13 protein-coding genes are annotated in these 17,387 nt (G+C 52.3%); 11 read left to right on the top strand and 2 right to left on the bottom strand.

The genetic code is table 11. From position 1 onward, the window contains the following. Positions 1 to 326: 326 nt before the first annotated feature. The 6 genes from ACI3EW_RS11905 (at position 327) to holA (ending at position 6,932) form a co-directional block, all read left to right on the top strand. Positions 327 to 1,172 carry a sugar phosphate isomerase/epimerase family protein gene (locus tag ACI3EW_RS11905; protein WP_405578412.1) on the top strand — a complete coding sequence of 282 codons (846 nt, stop codon included), beginning with the start codon at positions 327 to 329 and terminating at the stop codon, positions 1,170 to 1,172. After that, a complete protein-coding gene (locus ACI3EW_RS11900) occupies positions 1,102 to 2,181 on the top strand; it encodes an ABC transporter substrate-binding protein (RefSeq protein WP_405578409.1) in 1,080 nt (359 codons plus the stop codon). Before ACI3EW_RS11905 ends, ACI3EW_RS11900 begins: the two co-directional genes overlap by 71 nt. Positions 2,182 to 2,272: 91 nt before the next feature. After that, complete coding sequence (locus ACI3EW_RS11895) at positions 2,273 to 3,994, top strand: ABC transporter permease (protein WP_405578406.1); 1,722 nt, start codon at positions 2,273 to 2,275, stop codon at positions 3,992 to 3,994. A 31-nt stretch (positions 3,995 to 4,025) separates the two neighbouring features. Next, positions 4,026 to 5,054, top strand: a complete 1,029-nt coding sequence (locus tag ACI3EW_RS11890; RefSeq protein ID WP_215703332.1) for an ABC transporter ATP-binding protein — start codon at positions 4,026 to 4,028, stop codon at positions 5,052 to 5,054. Position 5,055: 1 nt separating this feature from the next. Then, positions 5,056 to 5,775, top strand: a complete 720-nt coding sequence (locus tag ACI3EW_RS11885) for a phosphatase (protein WP_252197495.1) — start codon at positions 5,056 to 5,058, stop codon at positions 5,773 to 5,775. 179 nt (positions 5,776 to 5,954) lie between these two features. Further along, positions 5,955 to 6,932: a DNA polymerase III subunit delta gene (holA, locus tag ACI3EW_RS11880; protein ID WP_118515570.1), complete on the top strand. Its 978-nt coding sequence runs from the start codon at positions 5,955 to 5,957 to the stop codon at positions 6,930 to 6,932. Positions 6,933 to 7,512: 580 nt separating this feature from the next. Here holA and rpsT read toward each other — a convergent pair. Beyond that, positions 7,513 to 7,776, bottom strand: coding sequence for a 30S ribosomal protein S20 (gene rpsT / locus ACI3EW_RS11875; RefSeq protein WP_021905348.1), 264 nt, complete (start codon positions 7,774 to 7,776; stop codon positions 7,513 to 7,515). Between the two features lie 329 nt (positions 7,777 to 8,105). Between rpsT and gpr the strand changes: the two genes are divergently transcribed. After that, positions 8,106 to 9,233, top strand: coding sequence for a GPR endopeptidase (gpr, locus tag ACI3EW_RS11870; protein ID WP_118530776.1), 1,128 nt, complete (start codon positions 8,106 to 8,108; stop codon positions 9,231 to 9,233). A 340-nt stretch (positions 9,234 to 9,573) separates the two neighbouring features. Next, complete coding sequence (locus ACI3EW_RS11865) at positions 9,574 to 10,962, top strand: stage II sporulation protein P (RefSeq protein ID WP_405578399.1); 1,389 nt, start codon at positions 9,574 to 9,576, stop codon at positions 10,960 to 10,962. Positions 10,963 to 10,996: 34 nt separating this feature from the next. On the opposite strand, the gene ACI3EW_RS11860 is transcribed toward ACI3EW_RS11865, so the two are convergent. Then, on the bottom strand, positions 10,997 to 12,355 hold the full coding sequence (locus tag ACI3EW_RS11860; protein WP_118530780.1) for an MATE family efflux transporter: 1,359 nt from the start codon (positions 12,353 to 12,355) through the stop codon (positions 10,997 to 10,999). 684 nt (positions 12,356 to 13,039) lie between these two features. Between ACI3EW_RS11860 and lepA the strand changes: the two genes are divergently transcribed. The 3 genes from lepA (at position 13,040) to hemW (ending at position 17,355) form a co-directional block, all read left to right on the top strand. Next, positions 13,040 to 14,854, top strand: a complete 1,815-nt coding sequence (gene lepA / locus ACI3EW_RS11855) for a translation elongation factor 4 (protein WP_118515568.1) — start codon at positions 13,040 to 13,042, stop codon at positions 14,852 to 14,854. A gap of 351 nt (positions 14,855 to 15,205) precedes the next feature. After that, entirely contained in the window at positions 15,206 to 16,219 is a 1,014-nt protein-coding gene (locus ACI3EW_RS11850; RefSeq protein WP_405578394.1) for an NUDIX domain-containing protein, read from the top strand. Further along, positions 16,216 to 17,355 carry a radical SAM family heme chaperone HemW gene (hemW, locus tag ACI3EW_RS11845; protein ID WP_483879991.1) on the top strand — a complete coding sequence of 380 codons (1,140 nt, stop codon included), beginning with the start codon at positions 16,216 to 16,218 and terminating at the stop codon, positions 17,353 to 17,355. The genes ACI3EW_RS11850 and hemW overlap by 4 nt, the downstream gene beginning before the upstream one ends. Positions 17,356 to 17,387 lie beyond the last annotated feature (32 nt).

The raw sequence follows: 17,387 nt of genomic DNA, 5'->3' as shown, positions 1-17,387 counted from the left end.
GGAATCCATGTGAAGAGGAACCAAGGTACGGCATATACGAAAAGAAATTACATAAGTCACATATGTCCGATTGACCGTATGATGGATCATGGATGTATTTAACTTGAAAAAAGCTCACTGTCTTCTTGTCATTTCAGGGATGAGACCGAGTTAAAAAGGTAATTCGTAACTTATATCGAAATCATGACGTTCCTTGACACAAAATGACAGGACTTTACATCCGCAAAAAAGATTTTGGTTTTCGCTTACCGAAATTTTACAAAGTAATCCTTTTGAATTTTACATCCTGTTTCTATAATTCTGTTTGTCTGGAGGAAAGAAACAGAATGAAAGGATTTTATTTTTCATCGACGCTCATGTGGGACGCCGATGCAGAGACGCTCATGAGGACAGCGGCAGAGAATGGCTTTGACGGGATCGAATTGTGGGCGCAGCATGCGGAGACGAAAAAGCTGGATCTGGAAACGATCCACAGGCTGAAAAAAGAGCTGGGCCTGAACACCGTAGTCCACGCAAAGAGCTGGGATCTGAACTACGCGGCATTAAACGATGCGGTCCGGAGGGCATCCGTGGAGGAGATCAAGTCATCGGTGGATCTGGCTGTGGAGCTTGGAGCTGACGAGGTGACGGTTCATCCGCCGAGATACACATTAAAAGAGGACGAGACGGCCAGAGACCGGGCCTACGAAAGCATTCGGGAATTTTACGGATACGCGAAGGAGCGGGGCGTGGATATCTCCATGGAGATCATGGAACACATTCCGAAGGAGATGGCGACGACGCCGGACGGCATGTTCGGGATCGTGAGGGATTTGAGAGGAAAGCTGACCTACACGATCGATCTGGCACACAGCCTGACGGAGGAGGAATTTTTCGAGAACATCCGTATCATGGGACGCGTCTCAAAGGTTCATCTGACAAACAAGAAAGGCACAAAACTTCACACGCCGATCCCGGACGGTGATTTTGATTTTGAGGAGATCTACCCGAGACTTCTGGCATATGGCTTTCCGATGGTCATCGAGGGCTATGAGGAGGGAGATCGTTACGAAGCGCTTACAGAAAACATTCAATATATACAAACACTGAAGGAGAAAAGAAATGAAGAAATTAAACGTACTTTTAACAACAGCGGCTATCCTGGCACTTACAGGCTGCAGTTCCAACAGTAAACCGGCGGAGACAACGGCTGCACAGACAACAGCGGCAGCGACAACGGCAGCAGAAACAACGGCGGCGGAGACAACGGCTGCAGAGAAGAAGGACGCATCAGGAACCCTGACCGTCTACACCTCCCAGCCGGAGGCAGACATCCAGGCGCTGGTGGAAGAGTACAATAAATCCTGCCCGGATGTAAAGGTTGAGATCTTCAGAAGCGGAACTGAAGAAGTTGTCAGCAAGGTCCTCGCAGAGAAAGAGGCCGGTTCCGTTCTCGCAGATATCCTTCTCGTATCCGATGCGGCGACGTTCGAGTCCTTAAAGGCGAAAGACATCCTGATGAGCTATGAGTCCCCGGAACTCTCCGAGATCGATCCGAGCTTCTATGACGCGGATCACACCTACACAGGAACAAAGATCATCAGCACCGGTATCGCGGTCAATACCGATGTGATCTCCAACATTCCGGAGTCTTTAGCGGACCTCACAAAGGCAGAGTACAAGGACGAGCTGATCATGCCGAGCCCGCTTTATTCCGGAGCAGCTGCATATAACCTCGGAGTCATCACGAGAACAGACGGTCTTGGATGGGAGTTCTATCAGGGCTTAAAGGACAACGGCGTGAAGGTCGACAAGGGCAACGGAGCTGTCCAGAAGGCAGTTGTTGCAGGAGAGAATGGTCTCGGTCTTCTCGTAGACTACATGGCGATCCGCTCCAAAAATGACGGAGCTCCGATCGAATTCGTGTACCCGTCCGAAGGTTCCCTCTGTGTCACAGAGCCGATCGGTATCGTTGCCGGAACAAAGAACGAGGCTGCAGCTGAATCCTTCGTAGACTTTATCCTCTCCGAGGACGGCCAGAAAGCGACAGCCGAGATCGGTTACACCCCGATCAGAAAAGGAGTTGCGGCTCCGGAGGGCTTAAAGAGCGCAGATGAGATCACAAACCTGACTTACGATCTTCCGACTCTGGTCGAGACAAGAGATTCCGACAAGGAAGCATTCTCCAAGATGTTTGAATAATCAGAAAAATAATGGCTCGGCAAGTCTGCTCATCCGGTCCATCAGAGTGACATGGACGAACCGCTATTTGTACACAATAAGAGGAAAAATCATGAAATCCAGTAATATTAAAACAATTGCAGGCCGGATCCTCTTTTTCCTCGCAGTATGCTTCATATTTATTATGCCGATTTTAAGCCTCCTTCGGATGAGTCTGACGACCGACGGAGGCTTTGGTCTGCAAAACTATGTGGACATGCTGCATGAGGAGAGGACGGCAAAAGCGATCCGGAACACGCTGATCATATCGGTATCTTCGACGGCGATCGCGGTGGCGGCGGGAAGTTTCTTCGCATTCTTAAACGCCTACACGAATGTGAAGAGGAAAAAGCTCCTGGAGCTCCTCGTCCTTGCCCCGTACATCATCCCTTCCTACATCATCACCTTGTCCTGGAGCAGTCTGCTCCTGAAACGCGGGTTTGTGAACACGACATTGAAAAATATCGGACTTCCGGTCATCGATATCTACACGCTTCCGGGGATCATCCTTGTGATGGGGATCTGCAACATCCCGGTCGTCTATCTCCTTGTAGTGGGAATGCTCAGAAAGATCCCGCGCGACATGGAGTGGGCAGGGCGGACTTCCGGCTATACGCCTTTTCAGACGATCCGGAAGATCACCATGGTCCAGGCGATGCCGGCGATCGCGGGCGGCGGCATGCTGGCGTTTCTTGCATCCATCGACAATTTCAGCATCCCGGCATTCTTAGGGATCTCCTCCGGAATTCCGGTGCTCAGCACTTACATTTATGAGAAAGCGATCAGCTTCGGACCGGATTCCTTCCATAAAGCGGCATCCCTCTCCGTGATCCTCTCGTTCATTGCGATCGGCGGCACCCTGATCCAGGGAAAGCTGATCCGGAAGAATTCAAACCTGGAGAGCGTGAAGGAAGATACTTCCGTCCGCTATGAGCTTCCGACGAAGTGGAGACGGATCCTCGAGTGGGGAAGCCTCGGAGTCCTGGCGGGATTTACGGTGGTTCCTGTGATTTCCATGATCATGAGCGCTTTTTTAAAGAATTACGGCACGAAATTCCGCCCGGAGAACCTGTCGCTCAAGAACTTCCAGTTCGTATTTACGAATGCAGGAGTCCGTCAGGCAGTGTTCAACAGCATCCTGCTTGCCATTGTCACCTGTATCATCTGTATCATCGCAGGTACGGCGACTGCGTACCTCAAGGTGCGGAAACACTCGAAGGCGGCCATGATGTTTGAGCCCGCGGCCTCACTGACATATGCGCTTCCGGGAATCGTCCTGGCACTCGCCATGATCTTCCACTGGACCATCGTTCCCGGTGTCTACGGAACCGTAAAGATTCTGATGATCGCCTATGCGACAAGATACGTGGTCTTACAGATCAAGGGAAGTACGACGGCGATGCTCTCCGTGGAACCAGCGCTCGAGGAGGCGGGAAGAGTGTTCGGAGCCGGAAAAGTGACGATCTGGAGAAAGATCATGATCCCGGTCATGGCGAAGCAGATCCTCTCGAGTTCCTTCCTGATCTTTGTCTCATCGCTGACGGAGCTGACGCTGTCGTCCATGCTCGCGAGTGCCGGGACAAAGACGATCGGTCTTACGATCTTCAACCTGCAGCAGGGCGGAGATTACAGTCTGTCCGCGGCAATGTCCGCAGTGATCGTGTTCATCGTATTCTTTGTGTACAGCCTGGTGGCTCTCGTAAAGAAGAAGGATGAGGAGGACGCAAAGCGCCCGAAGGTACAGGAGGGCAGTGCGGAAGAAGTCGGAGACCATGCGGTCGGACAGGGAGCGTAAGGAAACAAGAACGAGGAGAAATGAGAATAAAATGAGCCTTAAAATTGATCATATTACTAAAAAATTCGGAAATTTCACAGCATTAGATGATATTTCCCTGGAGATCCGTGACGGAGAATTTCTGGCGATCCTGGGGCCGTCCGGATGCGGAAAGACAACACTTCTCCGGATCATCGGCGGATTTGAGGCGCCGACCGAGGGGAGCATCCTGAAGGACGGGGAGATCTTTTCTTCCCAGAATGAAAATGTTCCTGTGGAGAAGAGAAATCTCGGAATGGTATTCCAGTCGTTTGCTCTCTGGCCGCACATGACCGTGCGGGAGCATGTGGAGTTTCCGTTAAACAGTAAGCGCTGTACCATGACGGAGGACGAAAAACGGAAAGCCGTGGACCAGGCGATCGAGGCGGTGGGACTTTCCACGATGGAAAAGCGGTATCCGGGGGAGCTCTCAGGCGGACAGAAACAGCGCGTCTCCCTGGCGCGCGCCATTGTCGCGAAGCCGTCGATCCTTCTGATGGATGAGCCGCTCAGCGCTCTTGACGCGGAGTTAAAGATCAGCATGCGCCGGGAGATCCAGAACATTCACAAGCTCACGGGGGCAACGATCATCTATGTGACGCACGATCAGAGTGAGGCGCTCGCCATGGCGGACCGGATCCTGATCATGAAGAGCGGAAAGATCGAGCAGCTTGACACGCCGGAGCAGGTTTACTGCAATCCGCAGACGGAATTTGCGGCGACGTTTGTCAGCAAATGCAATCTCGTGAAGGGAAAGTGGCTCGGAAACATGTTCAAGGTGGAGAACCAGGACGTTGTCTTCGAGACAGAACCGGCGGCGAAGGAATTTCTTGTCAAGGGACTCTGTCCGGTGCGCCCGGAGGAGTTCGAGATCAGCCGTGACGGAAACGGGATCCGCGGGGATATCGTGAACCGACAGTACAACGGCCGTGAGATCCACTACGCGGTCCGGACAACGGATGCGGTCTATAACGTCTACACCGGACAGGGACAGCTCTACAACGAAGGCGAGACGATCTATTTAAGAAAGAAGGCAGGCTGATATGGAACTGAGAGCACTGATGGATCTGCACACGCACACGCTGGCCAGCGGACATGCGTACAGTACGCTGAAGGAGAACCTGGAAGAGGCGAAAAAGATGGGGCTTGAGGTCCTTGGAACGAGTGAGCACGCGCGGATGATGCCGGGAACGGCACCGCTCATCTATTTCCAAAATTTTAAGGTGATTCCGAAGGAGGTGGATGGGGTCCGCCTGGTGAACGGGATCGAGGCGAATATTTTTGATGAACACGGCTCAATCGATGTGGAAGAGCCGATCCTCTCAAAGATGGATTACATCATTGCAAGTCTTCATACACCGTGTATCGCAAATCTTGGGATCGTGAAGAATACGGCGGCGCTCGTGGGCGCTGCCGAGAACCTGAATGTGACGGTCATCGGTCATCCGGATGATGACCGGTATCCGATCGATCCGGATGAGGTTGCGGCTGCAGCTGCGGAAAACCATACGGCCATCGAGCTCAACAACGGGTCGTTAAATCCGCTTTCGACGAGGATCAACGGACCGAAAAATATCAGGAAGGTCCTGGAGGCATGCAAAAAGTATCACACCATGGTGCTCATGGGGACAGACAGCCATATCTGCTATGAGATCGGACATTTTGAGGATTCGATGGTGCTGTTAGAGGAACTTGATTTTCCGGCGGAGCAGGTGATCAATTTCGATGTGGACAGGCTGGGGTATGTGCTGAGAAAGCATTGAGAACAGGTTGGGAATAGAGCAACGAAAAAGGGCGATCATATTGTAACAATATGGTCGCTTTTCGTATATCAAGCGACAGGGGCCAGTGACAGGGGAAAAGGCGCAGCTTGACCAGCAGTGGCATCTCTGATAGAATGGATGGCAGAAAATGATCAAATGTACAGTTCACGGAGGCGGTTATGCAGACATTAAACCAGGATATCAAAGAGAAAACATTTAAGCGGGTCTATCTGCTGTTTGGGGATGAACCGTTTCTTGTGAACAGTTATAAAAAGCGTCTCCGGGAGGCGATTGCCGGGGATGACACGATGAATTACAACTATTTTGAGGGCAAGGGGCCGGACGTGAAGGAGATCATAAGTCTCGCGGACACCATGCCTTTTTTTGCTGAGCGGCGGCTTGTGATGGTCGACGGCAGCGGATTTTTCAAGAACAGTGCGCCGGAGGAGCTTGTGAATTATATCGCGGAGATCCCGGAATCGACCTGCATGGTCTTTGTGGAAAGCGAGGTCGATAAGAGGAACAAGCTTTATAAGAAGGTCAAGGACAATGGATATGCGGCAGAGTTAAAGAAGCAGGATGCGGATCAGCTCATGCGCTGGGCGGCGGGGATCCTCGCAAAGGACGGGAAGAAGATCACTCGCCAGGTCATGGAGTATTTTATGGAGCGGACCGGGGATGATATGGAGAATATCCGGATGGAGCTGGAGAAGCTGATCTGCTACACGATGGGGCGCGAGGTGATCACGAAGGAGGACGTCGAGGCGGTCGGGACGGTTCATGTCACGAACCGGATCTTTGAGATGGTGACGGCGATCGTCGCGGGGAATACGAGGAAGGCAATGGATCTCTATGAGGATCTTCTGACTTTGAAGGAGCCGCCGATGAGGATCATGTTTCTGATCGCGAAGCAGTTTAACCAGCTTCTGCAGGTGAAGGAGCTTGCGGGGAAGGGCGCCCAGAAGGGGGAGATCGCTTCGAAGGTGAAGGTGCCGCCGTTTGTGGCGGGGAAGCTGATCGCGCAGGCGAGGGCGTTTTCGCGGGAGCAGATCCTTTCTTATGTGGAGTTTTGCGTGGAATCGGAGGAAGCGGTGAAGACGGGGAGGTTGTCGGATCGGTTGGCGGTGGAGTTGTTGATCGCTAGGAAGTACCGGTAGGTATGGCGGAAAGTTAGCTTTAGAAACTTGGCGAAAGGTACGCGCCGGCCTGCCTTCAGACTCAGGCGCGAGTGGATTCCGGGGGCGGTTCCTCTAGGCTTGCGAAAAAATGCTAAGGGCGGAGAACAGAGGGCACAACTCGCTGCGCTCAGACAAGTGCCCTCTGTTCTCCAACGCATTTTCCCGCGAGCCAAGAGGAAGCCAGAGCCCCTGGAATCAGGCGTCTGAGTCTGAAGGCAGACCGGCGCTGGGTGTTGGATTGGCGAGGGGACGCGCAGGTATGGCTTCAGCCACAGGCGCGAGTGGATTTCTGGGGCGGTTCCTCTAGGCTTGCGAAAAAATGCTAAGGGCGGAGAACAGAGGGCACAACTCGCTGCGCTCAGACAAGTGCCCTCTGTTCTCCAACGCATTTTCCCGCGAGCCAAGAGGAAGCCAAAGCCCCCGGAATCAGGCGCCTGAGTCTGAAGCCATACCTGCGCTGTGTAGTGGCGGGAGTGAAAAAAAGAACCGCCGGTTCCGACACACCCTCGGAATCAGCGATTCTTTTTTATTTATGCGTAATAATCCAGTTCGATGATAATTAAGCCATTGCGCTTACAGCTTTAGCCAAACGGGATACTTTTCTGGAAGCGGTATTCTTGTGATATACGCCCTTGGAAGTAGCCTTGTCGATCTCGCTTGTAGCAGCAAGAAGTGCAGCCTGTGCAGCAGCCTTGTCGCCAGCAGTAATTGCAGCTTCTACCTTCTTAACGAAAGTTTTCACTTTGGATCTGATTGCTTTGTTTCTAGCAGCTCTTGTCTCTGCTACTACGATTCTTTTCTTTGCAGATTTGATGTTAGCCAATCTGTACACCTCCATATTATTTTAAAAATTATCTCTGTTTGTTTTGCATCAAAGCCTGGACACGGACAGTTCAATGTAAACATACTATTACATTCTAGCGAATATTTCCCAGGATGTCAATACATAAATTGCTTTTTTCGAGAGAAAAATAGGAGAGAATGGTTACTTTTCTTTGATAGGAATTTTCAGAACTGAAAATTCCGTATGATACAGTGGAGGTCGTGGATTTTGCCGATTTGGAATGCGAAGCATCGGCAAAATCGAGTTATAGTGCGCGGGCACTATAACTGAGTCTGGTTACTTTTCGTGGGTAGGAAGGAGAAGATGCTATGAGGCAGGCGGATGTTGATTTTGTGGTGCGGACGGATCTGGCGATCGAGGAGCGGGAGCGGGTCTGGGAGAGCGGGAGTGAGATCGCGGGGGTCCGGATGCGGGAGTGGGAAGCGGCGGACGCAGGGATCCGGGTGACGGAGGTCTTGGTGTGTGATGAGAGAGGGGAAGAGGCGCTCGGAAAGCCGGTCGGTGTGTATCTGACGCTGGATGCGCCGTCGCTTGCGAAGAAGGACGAGGATTACCACAGGGAGGTCTCGGAGGAGTTATCGGGGCTTTTGCGGGGGATGTTTGTGGATCATGGGCTTGAGGCGGAGCGGATGGAGCGGCCGGTGAGGACGCTGGTCGTGGGGCTTGGAAATCCGGAGGCGACGCCGGATGCGCTGGGACCGAAGGTGCTGGAGCATCTCCAGGCGACGCGGCATCTGGCGATGGAGTACGGGACGGATTTTTGCTGGAAGCATGGATATCCGATCCTGAGTGGGATCACACCGGGAGTCATGGCGCAGACGGGGATGGAGACGGCGGAGATCGTAAAGGGGATCGTGCGGGAGACAGAGCCGGATGCCGTTATCGTTGTGGATGCGCTGGCGGCTAGGAGTGCGGGGAGACTCGGAGTCACGGTGCAGCTTGCCGATACGGGGATCCGACCGGGATCCGGGGTCGGAAATCACCGGAGCGGGCTGACGGAGGAGACGCTGGGGATCCCGGTCTTTGCGATCGGGATTCCGATGGTTGTCGGGGCGGCGGCGATCGTGTACGACACGGTCGGGGCGATGACGGAGATGCTGAGAGAGCGGGTGGAATGCGGATCCGGTGATGAGGAGAAAGGAACAAAGAAAGAAAAAACGAAGAAAGAAGCAATCAAGACCGAAGAAACAGAGGAAGATAAGGAAACGCGAAAAAACGGTGGAAAATGGACGAAGGAAGAGCCCCGGAGAAGAGAGGAAAAGCGGATGATACCGGAAATGCTCCGGGTTGAGGAGGCTTTTGAACTCGTCAAGGAACTTTTAAAACCGGATCTTGGTCCCATGTATGTGACTCCGCACGATATTGATGAGCGGGTGGATTTTCTGAGCTATACGATATCGGAGGCAATCCATGGGGCGCTGTTTTACAATAAATGAAAAAGGGTAACTGTTCAGCAGATCTGTGCACTTGCTGCGCTGAACATAATAAATCTGCCATGCATCCGAAGGGAAACTCCAGGGGAACTTTCTGTAGGCGTGTAATGAACAGTTACGAAAAATGATTCCGTTACAGGAGCTGATGGAAAGTGTGTGCGAAATTTATCCGAAATGAGATAAGAAAAATCCAGCGAAGAAAATGCGATTTCTTCAGCAGCGATAGCGTGATGTACTCGAAAAAAGCAGCAGACTTGATTGGTATCCGGCGATCGGGCGTAAAGGTACTGAATCACCGCTCTTGCACATAAAATGTAAGGAAACGGCGGGCCGGGCGGTAAGGATGAGGCGGAGATGGTACTATTTTAAGCGGATGCTTCAGGCGGACCGCCGGTTTGTCGTGCAGATGTTCGGGAATTTACTGGGAGTCCTCCGGTATGCCGGGCTGTGGATCGGGATCGCGGCGGTATGTGCGGCAGTTTTATATCTGGGGAGAAAAGTTTTTTCGGTTTCGCTGGGTAAATTTTATGAGGATCATGCGGTACAGATCGCTGACGATATTGTGCGGGGATTTCTTCCTGCGTGGAAAGAAGATGAAGGCGTATCGTTTTTCCGGGAAAGTCGGAAAAATGAAAACAGCGGGCTGAATGCGGAGTATGAAGAAATCTTCGGGATCGAAAATGAGAACGAGGCGATGCGGGCGGAATGGATCGCAGGCAGGGAGGCTGGAGAGGAAGAATACAGGGACGAAAGCGGGAAAATGATACAGGAAAACGGGGACGAAAGCGGGCAAACAATACAGGAAGGCGGAAATGCGAACGAGGGAATAAAAGAGGGGATGAACGGAGGACTAGACGAAAGCAGTCTGTCAGAACAAACCGAAAGCGGGCAGCTTCATGAGGAAAGAGCTGCATCGGATGACAATCTCCTGGCATCCGGAATTTTCAACACCGGAAATTCCGGCATTATATTAGAAAAACTGAATGATTACGACTATCTGATGAAAAAATTCTATAATGTCCATCCGACCACGACGGCGAGCCGTGATCTGATGCAGGCAGAAACATTTCTGTCCACCGATCTTTCCATCGAAAAGAATGCGGACAGTCCGCAGATCCTGATCTACCACACCCACTCCCAGGAGACTTACGCGGATTATCCGGAAAATCCGGAGGCGGATGTGATCCATCTGGGGGAGGAACTGGCGGTCCTTTTGCGGGAACGCGGTTACAACGTGTTTCATGATGAGAGTGTTTACGATTATCGGGACGGAAAGCTGGACCGGAGTGCGGCGTATACCTATGCGCTTGATGGGATCACGGGACTTTTACAGAAATATCCGTCCATCGAAGTGGTTTTAGATATCCACAGGGACGGCGTTGCGGATGGGACGAGACTTGTGACGGAACTCGGCGGGAGAGAGACGGCAAAACTCATGTTTTTCAATGGGACGTCCATGAGCCCGGACGGACCGATCGAATATCTTCCGAATCCGAATCTCAGAGAAAACCTGGCATTCAGCTTCCAGATGCAGCTTCTGGCGGATGGAAAATATCCGGGACTGATGAGAAAGATCTATTTAAAAGGCCTCCGCTATAATGAGCATGTCCGGGCGCGCTCCGCCCTGATCGAGGTGGGCGCGCAGACAAACACATACGCGGAGGCGAAGGCGGCGATGGAGCCGCTTGCAGATATCCTGGATCTTGTGTTGGATCATGGACAGGGAGATTAAAAAATCCGAAGGCCAGGTGACTGCCGGGATTTCCTTACATACTGATCTTCTTTTCCCACTTTCCGGACATATAATAAAGCTCGACGAGAATGGATGCCACGATCCATCCGATCGGATAACCGAAGCCGACAACTGCGGCCGTGTTGCAGATCGAGGTCGCAATATAGAGATAGATCTGGCGGAACAGGACAAAGGAGAACAGCATGATCAGCATCGGAGTTCTGGAATCACCGGCTCCTCGCATGGCTCCTGCGACAACCTGGTTCGGGCAGCAGAACGCGAGCATGAAGACGTTCATCCGGAGAAACATGGTTCCGTAGCGGACCACATCCGGCTCCTGGTTAAAGATCGCGACAAGGCTCGGGGCGAACAGGAAGAGGACGGCGGCGCTTGCGAACGTGATAATGAGAGCGAGGCGCATCGCGACACCGGTTCCTTTTTTTGCCCTCGGAAGGTTTCCGGCACCGAGGTTCTGACTCATGAAGGTCGTGGAAGCCTGACCGATACTCTGCATCGGAAGAAAGACGAACTGGTCGATCTTCGAATAACTGCTCCATCCGGCCATACAGCTCGAACCGAAGGTGTTGATGTAGGACTGGACATACACGTTTGAGAATGAGGTCAGCGACTGCTGGAATCCGGTCGGAAGTCCGATCATGAGGATCTGCTTGAAGATTCCTTTGTCGATCCGCAGATCACGCCAGGTAAGTCTGTAATTTTCCGTGCTGCGGGAGAGAACGACGAGTACCAGGGCAGCGGAGATGAACTGGGAGATGATCGTCGCGTAGGCAACGCCCTCGATCGCCATTCCGAAGCCGACCACAAAGAGGAGGTCGAGCGCGATGTTCATGACGCTGGAGAGACAGAGGAAGTAGAGGGGACGTTTCGTATCGCCCACCGCGCGCAGGATCGCACTTCCCATATTGTATACAAGAAGACCGAACACGCCGGAAAAATAGATTTCAAGGTACACGGACGCAGACGGAAGGACATCCTCCGGTGTGGACATGAATTCCAGCATATACGGGGTGACCCAGATGCCGAGTCCGGTCAGGAGAATTCCGCAGATGAAAGTCAGCGCCATCGTCGTCTCGACTGCGATGTGGAGTTTTTCATCATCGTGCGCTCCGTAGTAGCGGCTGATCACGACGCCGGCGCCGACGGAAGTTCCTGTGAAGAACATGACGATCATGTTGATGATACTTGTTGTGGACCCAACAGCGGCGAGGGCGTGGGAGCCGACGAAGTTTCCGACGACGAGGCTGTCTACGGTGTTGTAGAGCTGCTGAAAGAGATTTCCGATCACAAGCGGAACCGCGAACATGATGAGAAGTTTCGTGATGGAACCGGATGTCATGTCCATGGATTTTTGTTTTTTAGGGGTATGGTTCATAGCGGGTTCTCCTTGGCGTGACGCAAAAGGCTGCAGTAGTTACCGGATATGTTTCCAAAATGGAGAGTCATGCAGGATCTTGTCCGGATATCGCAGCAGGAAAATGGTGGACGGGTGACAAAAGAGGGACCGGGAGCAGAAATCCCAGTCAATGAAATGAATGTCAAGTTCATGTAAAGAATGTTAATTAAAGTCTAAATCAGAACGGTTGGAATGTCAATTGCTTTAACAAAACCTGTAAAAATGAAAAATCGCAAGGTAAATATTTGCGAAGGAAGACCCGGGATCATAAATACTGAAAGTGAGACCATGGTTCCCGGAAAAACCGGCAAAATCTGCGGGCGGTCATGTTCAGAACTGCTTGCGCATGAAGGCAAATAATGCTATATTTAATATGATAAATTGCCATTTCTGCCCCCATCAGCCTGCTCAGGGAATCTGATGGGAAAATGAATGCGATAAATATAGAAGAAAGGTAATTATTCAGTAGGTCTGCGCACTTGCTGCGCTGACCGTAACAAAACACAGGCTTGAAGGCAAAAATCCCATCGGCGAAGCCGATTTGGAATGGATTTTTGCTCGTAACTGTGAGGGACTGAACAGTTACGAAGAAAGATGTGCAGGAAACCGGCTGTCTCAGGGCGCCGGATCCCTGCAGAAGTAAAAAAGAAGAGAGGAACATGAATGGTTCATTATTCCCAGGATAAAATCAGAAATTTCTGTATCATTGCCCACATCGATCACGGTAAATCCACGCTGGCGGACCGCATTATCGAGAAGACCGGTCTTTTAACGAGCCGTGAGATGCAGGCGCAGGTTCTCGACAATATGGAGCTCGAGCGCGAGCGCGGCATCACGATCAAATCCCAGGCTGTCCGCACTGTCTATAAGGCGAAGGACGGCGAAGAGTATATCTTCAACCTGATCGATACCCCAGGTCATGTGGACTTTAACTATGAGGTATCCCGAAGCCTTGCGGCCTGTGACGGCGCGATCCTTGTCGTTGACGCGGCCCAGGGAATCGAGGCGCAGACACTTGCGAACGTCTACCTCGCCCTTGACCATGACCTCGACGTTGTCCCGGTCATCAATAAGATCGACCTTCCGAGCGCCGATCCGGACCGTGTGGCGGAGGAGATCGAGGACGTGATCGGACTTGAGGCTCACGATGCGCCGAGGATCTCCGCAAAGATGGGCTTAAATATCGAAGATGTTTTAGAGGCGATCGTCCACAAGATCCCGGCTCCGAAGGGAGATCCGGAGGCACCTCTCCAGGCCCTGATCTTCGACTCCCTCTACGATTCCTACCGCGGCGTTATCGTGTTCTGCCGTGTGAAAGAGGGAACCGTTAAGAAAGGAACCCCGATCCAGATGATGGCGACGGGCGCTTCCTACGATGTCGTGGAGGTCGGATACTTTGGCGCAGGCCAGTTTATCCCGTGCGATGAGCTCCGCGCCGGTATGGTAGGTTATATTACCGCCAGCATCAAGAACGTAAAAGATACCCGTGTCGGCGATACGGTGACGAACCGCTTAAATCCATGTGCAGCACCGCTTCCGGGATATAAGAAAGTCACTCCGATGGTCTACTGCGGTCTCTACCCGGCGGATGGAGCGAAATATCCGGAGCTTCGTGACGCCCTGGAAAAATTACAGTTAAATGACGCGTCCCTGTTCTTTGAGCCGGAGACATCCATCGCTCTTGGATTCGGATTCCGCTGCGGATTCCTTGGACTTTTACACTTGGAGATCATCCAGGAGCGCTTAGAGCGCGAGTACAACCTCGACCTTGTCACAACGGCTCCGGGCGTTGTATACCGGATCCACAAGACGAACGGAGAGGTGATCGACCTCACGAACCCGTCCAACATGCCGGATCCGTCCGAGATCGACTATATGGAAGAGCCGATCGTCTCCGCAGAGATCATGGTCACGACCGAATTTGTCGGTGCGATCATGCAGCTGTGCCAGGAGCGCCGCGGCGTTTACCTCGGAATGGAATATATGGAAGAGACTCGTGCACTCTTAAAATATGAGCTTCCGTTAAACGAGATCATCTACGATTTCTTCGATGCGCTGAAATCCAGATCCCGCGGTTACGCGTCCTTCGATTACGAGTTAAAGGGATACGAGAAGTCCGAGCTTGTCAAACTCGATATCCTGATCAACAAAGAGGCGGTCGATGCCCTTTCCTTCATCGTCTTCGAAGGTTCCGCCTACGAGCGCGGAAGAAAGATGTGCGAGAAGTTAAAGGATGAGATCCCGAAACACTTATTTGAGATCCCGATCCAGGCGGCCGTCGGCGGAAAGATCATCGCGCGTGAGACCGTCAGAGCGATGAGAAAGGATGTCCTCGCGAAGTGCTACGGCGGCGATATTTCCCGAAAGAAGAAACTTCTCGAGAAGCAGAAGGAAGGAAAGAAGCGTATGCGCCAGGTCGGAAATGTGGAGATCCCGCAGAAGGCGTTCATGAGCGTCCTGAAGCTGGATGAGGAGTAGACGGCAGAGGGAAGAACAGCGATTTTAAAAATCAGAGATCGATTGGCAGGATAGATTCTGCCGGATTCTGGAAAAAGCTGGAAAAATACAGTCTGACAGACAAAAGGATATAGTCCAGAATACTCCCTGTCTGCGCCGCAGCAGGGGAAAAACGCAAAAGTCCATTTCTGGTATAAGAAATGGACTTTTCCTGTATCCGGACCGGAGATCGAATTCCTGACTGCAGGTCCTGTCACCGGCGGTTCTTTTCAAATCTATAGAAACGGACCGATTTTGCCGTTACTTATCTCCTGAAAGGAGAACGGTTTCCCTGACGGAGACAGACCCTGAAAAAACAGAGTGAGGTACACAATGAAACTTACAACTCTTTGTTATATCGAAAAAGATGAAAAATATCTGATGATCCACCGGATCAAAAAGAAACATGACGTCAATAAGGACAAATGGATCGGCATCGGCGGAAAGTTTGAACGCGGGGAGAGTCCGGAGGACTGTATCCTCAGGGAGACGAAGGAGGAGACCGGTCTGACGCTCACAGACTACCGGCTCCGGGGCGTCCTGACTTTTGTATACAACGATGACGATGAGGAGATGGAGTACATTTTCCTCTACACGGCGGACGGCTTTGCGGGGGAGCTCGCGGAATGCAATGAGGGAACGCTGGAGTGGGTCCCGAAAACGCAGATCGACCGCCTGAACCTGTGGGAGGGCGACCGGATCTTCCATTATCTTCTCGATGAAGATGCGCCGTTTTTCTCCTTAAAACTCCGCTATCAGGATGATCTTTTAAAGGAGGCGGTCCTCGATGGAAAGCCGTTGGAGCTTCTCGATCTGCTCCGTGAAGACGGGGAACCGTCCGGTCAGGTGCGCTGGCGGACTCTGGTCCATCTTCACGGAGACTGGCACCGGACGAGCCATGTCTGGGTCGTGAGAAAACGCGCGGACGGAGGACATGACCTGCTTTTACAGAAGCGGAGCGGGGAAAAGGATTCCTTCGCAGGCTGTTATGACATCTCCAGCGCCGGACATATCCCGGCAGGACAGGACTACCTGGAATCGGCGCTGAGAGAGCTGAAGGAAGAGCTTGGGATCACAGCGAAACCGGAAGAGCTGCGGCTTGTGGGAGTCCACGACGGGCGCTATGAGGGCGAATTTGGCGGACAGATCTTTAAAAACCATGAAAAGAGCCATGTCTTCGTCTATGAGAAACCGGTGGAGATCGAAGACCTGAAACTTCAGAAGGAAGAAGTGGAGTCCGTAAAGTGGATGAAGATCGAAGATGTCCTTGCGTCGGTAAAAGCGCATGATCCGGGATACTGTCTGTTTGAGGATGAGATCGAAATGCTCTGCGGGGTGCTCAAATGAGCGGGGGCATGGAATTATATCTGCACATGCCGTTCTGTGTGAGAAAGTGTGCCTACTGCGATTTCCTGTCATTCCCGTCAGGAGCCAAGACGCAGAGAATGTATGCAAAGCGGCTGATGGAAGACATCGGTGTCATGGGAAAACGATACGGGGAGATCCCGGTCGAGACGATCTTTATCGGGGGCGGAACCCCGTCGGTGCCGGACTCTGGGCTGATCGTGGAGATCATGGAACATGTCAGACATGCGTTTCATGTCGCGGATGGCGCGGAGATCTCCATGGAGGCGAATCCCGGGACGGTGACGCGGGAGAAACTTACGGATTACCGGAAAGCTGGGATCAACCGGCTGAGCTTCGGTCTCCAGTCGGCGAATGACCGGGAGTTAAAACTTCTGGGGCGGATCCACACCTGGGCGGAATTTCTGGAGAGCTTTACGCTGGCCCGCGAGTGCGGGTTTGCGAACCTGAATATCGATCTCATGTCGGCGCTTCCGGGACAGACCTGTGAGTCATGGAAGGAGACGCTCTCGCGGGTCACGGATCTTGATCCGGAACATATCTCCGCATACAGCCTGATCATCGAGGAAGGAACGCCGTTCGGTGAACGATATGGGAGCGAAGAGGGGCGGAAACTTCTTCCGGATGAGGACTCCGAGCGGGAGATGTACCATGAGACGAAGCGGTTTTTAAAGGACTGCGGATACGAACGGTATGAGATTTCCAATTATGCAAAGCCGGGGCGGGAGTGCCGCCACAACATCGGCTACTGGACCGGAGTTCCGTACCTGGGACTCGGACTCGGGGCGTCCTCCTATCTGGACGGCTGCCGGTTCACCGTGAACCCGGATATGAAGCAGTACCTCGAAGAAAAGCCGGGAATGTTTGCAGATATCGAAAAGCTGACGAAGAAGGATATGGAAGAGGAATTCTTCTATGTAGGGCTCCGGATGACGGCCGGGGTGTCGCTTTCAGAATTTGAAAGACGATTCGGGATCTCCGCAAAGGAAGTCTACCCGGGGCTGATGGAAACATTCGTGAAAGAAAAGGCCGCGCATTTTGAAGGCGACCGCTTTGTACTGACTGATTACGGGCTCGATGTGAGCAACTATATCATGGCGCAGTTTCTGCAGGACTGAAGTTCCTGCGGAGGCTGCGTTTTTTAGATTTA

It is taken from the genome of Pilosibacter rotomagensis, from assembly GCF_045062245.2.
GTDB lineage: Bacteria > Bacillota > Clostridia > Lachnospirales > Lachnospiraceae > Pilosibacter.
This window is presented reverse-complemented; position numbering and strand designations above follow the sequence as displayed.

Bases quoted from the DNA above. Each gene is read 5' to 3' on its own strand.
- ACI3EW_RS11905 (WP_405578412.1), top strand. From the start codon at position 327: ATGAAAGGATTTTATTTTTCATCGACGCTCATGTGGGACGCCGATGCA.
- ACI3EW_RS11900 (WP_405578409.1), top strand. From the start codon at position 1,102: ATGAAGAAATTAAACGTACTTTTAACAACAGCGGCTATCCTGGCACTT.
- ACI3EW_RS11895 (WP_405578406.1), top strand. From the start codon at position 2,273: ATGAAATCCAGTAATATTAAAACAATTGCAGGCCGGATCCTCTTTTTC.
- ACI3EW_RS11890 (WP_215703332.1), top strand. From the start codon at position 4,026: ATGAGCCTTAAAATTGATCATATTACTAAAAAATTCGGAAATTTCACA.
- ACI3EW_RS11885 (WP_252197495.1), top strand. From the start codon at position 5,056: ATGGAACTGAGAGCACTGATGGATCTGCACACGCACACGCTGGCCAGC.
- holA (WP_118515570.1), top strand. From the start codon at position 5,955: ATGCAGACATTAAACCAGGATATCAAAGAGAAAACATTTAAGCGGGTC.
- gpr (WP_118530776.1), top strand. From the start codon at position 8,106: ATGAGGCAGGCGGATGTTGATTTTGTGGTGCGGACGGATCTGGCGATC.
- ACI3EW_RS11865 (WP_405578399.1), top strand. From the start codon at position 9,574: ATGAGGCGGAGATGGTACTATTTTAAGCGGATGCTTCAGGCGGACCGC.
- ACI3EW_RS11860 (WP_118530780.1), bottom strand. From the start codon at position 12,355: ATGAACCATACCCCTAAAAAACAAAAATCCATGGACATGACATCCGGT.
- lepA (WP_118515568.1), top strand. From the start codon at position 13,040: ATGGTTCATTATTCCCAGGATAAAATCAGAAATTTCTGTATCATTGCC.
- ACI3EW_RS11850 (WP_405578394.1), top strand. From the start codon at position 15,206: ATGAAACTTACAACTCTTTGTTATATCGAAAAAGATGAAAAATATCTG.
- hemW (WP_483879991.1), top strand. From the start codon at position 16,216: ATGAGCGGGGGCATGGAATTATATCTGCACATGCCGTTCTGTGTGAGA.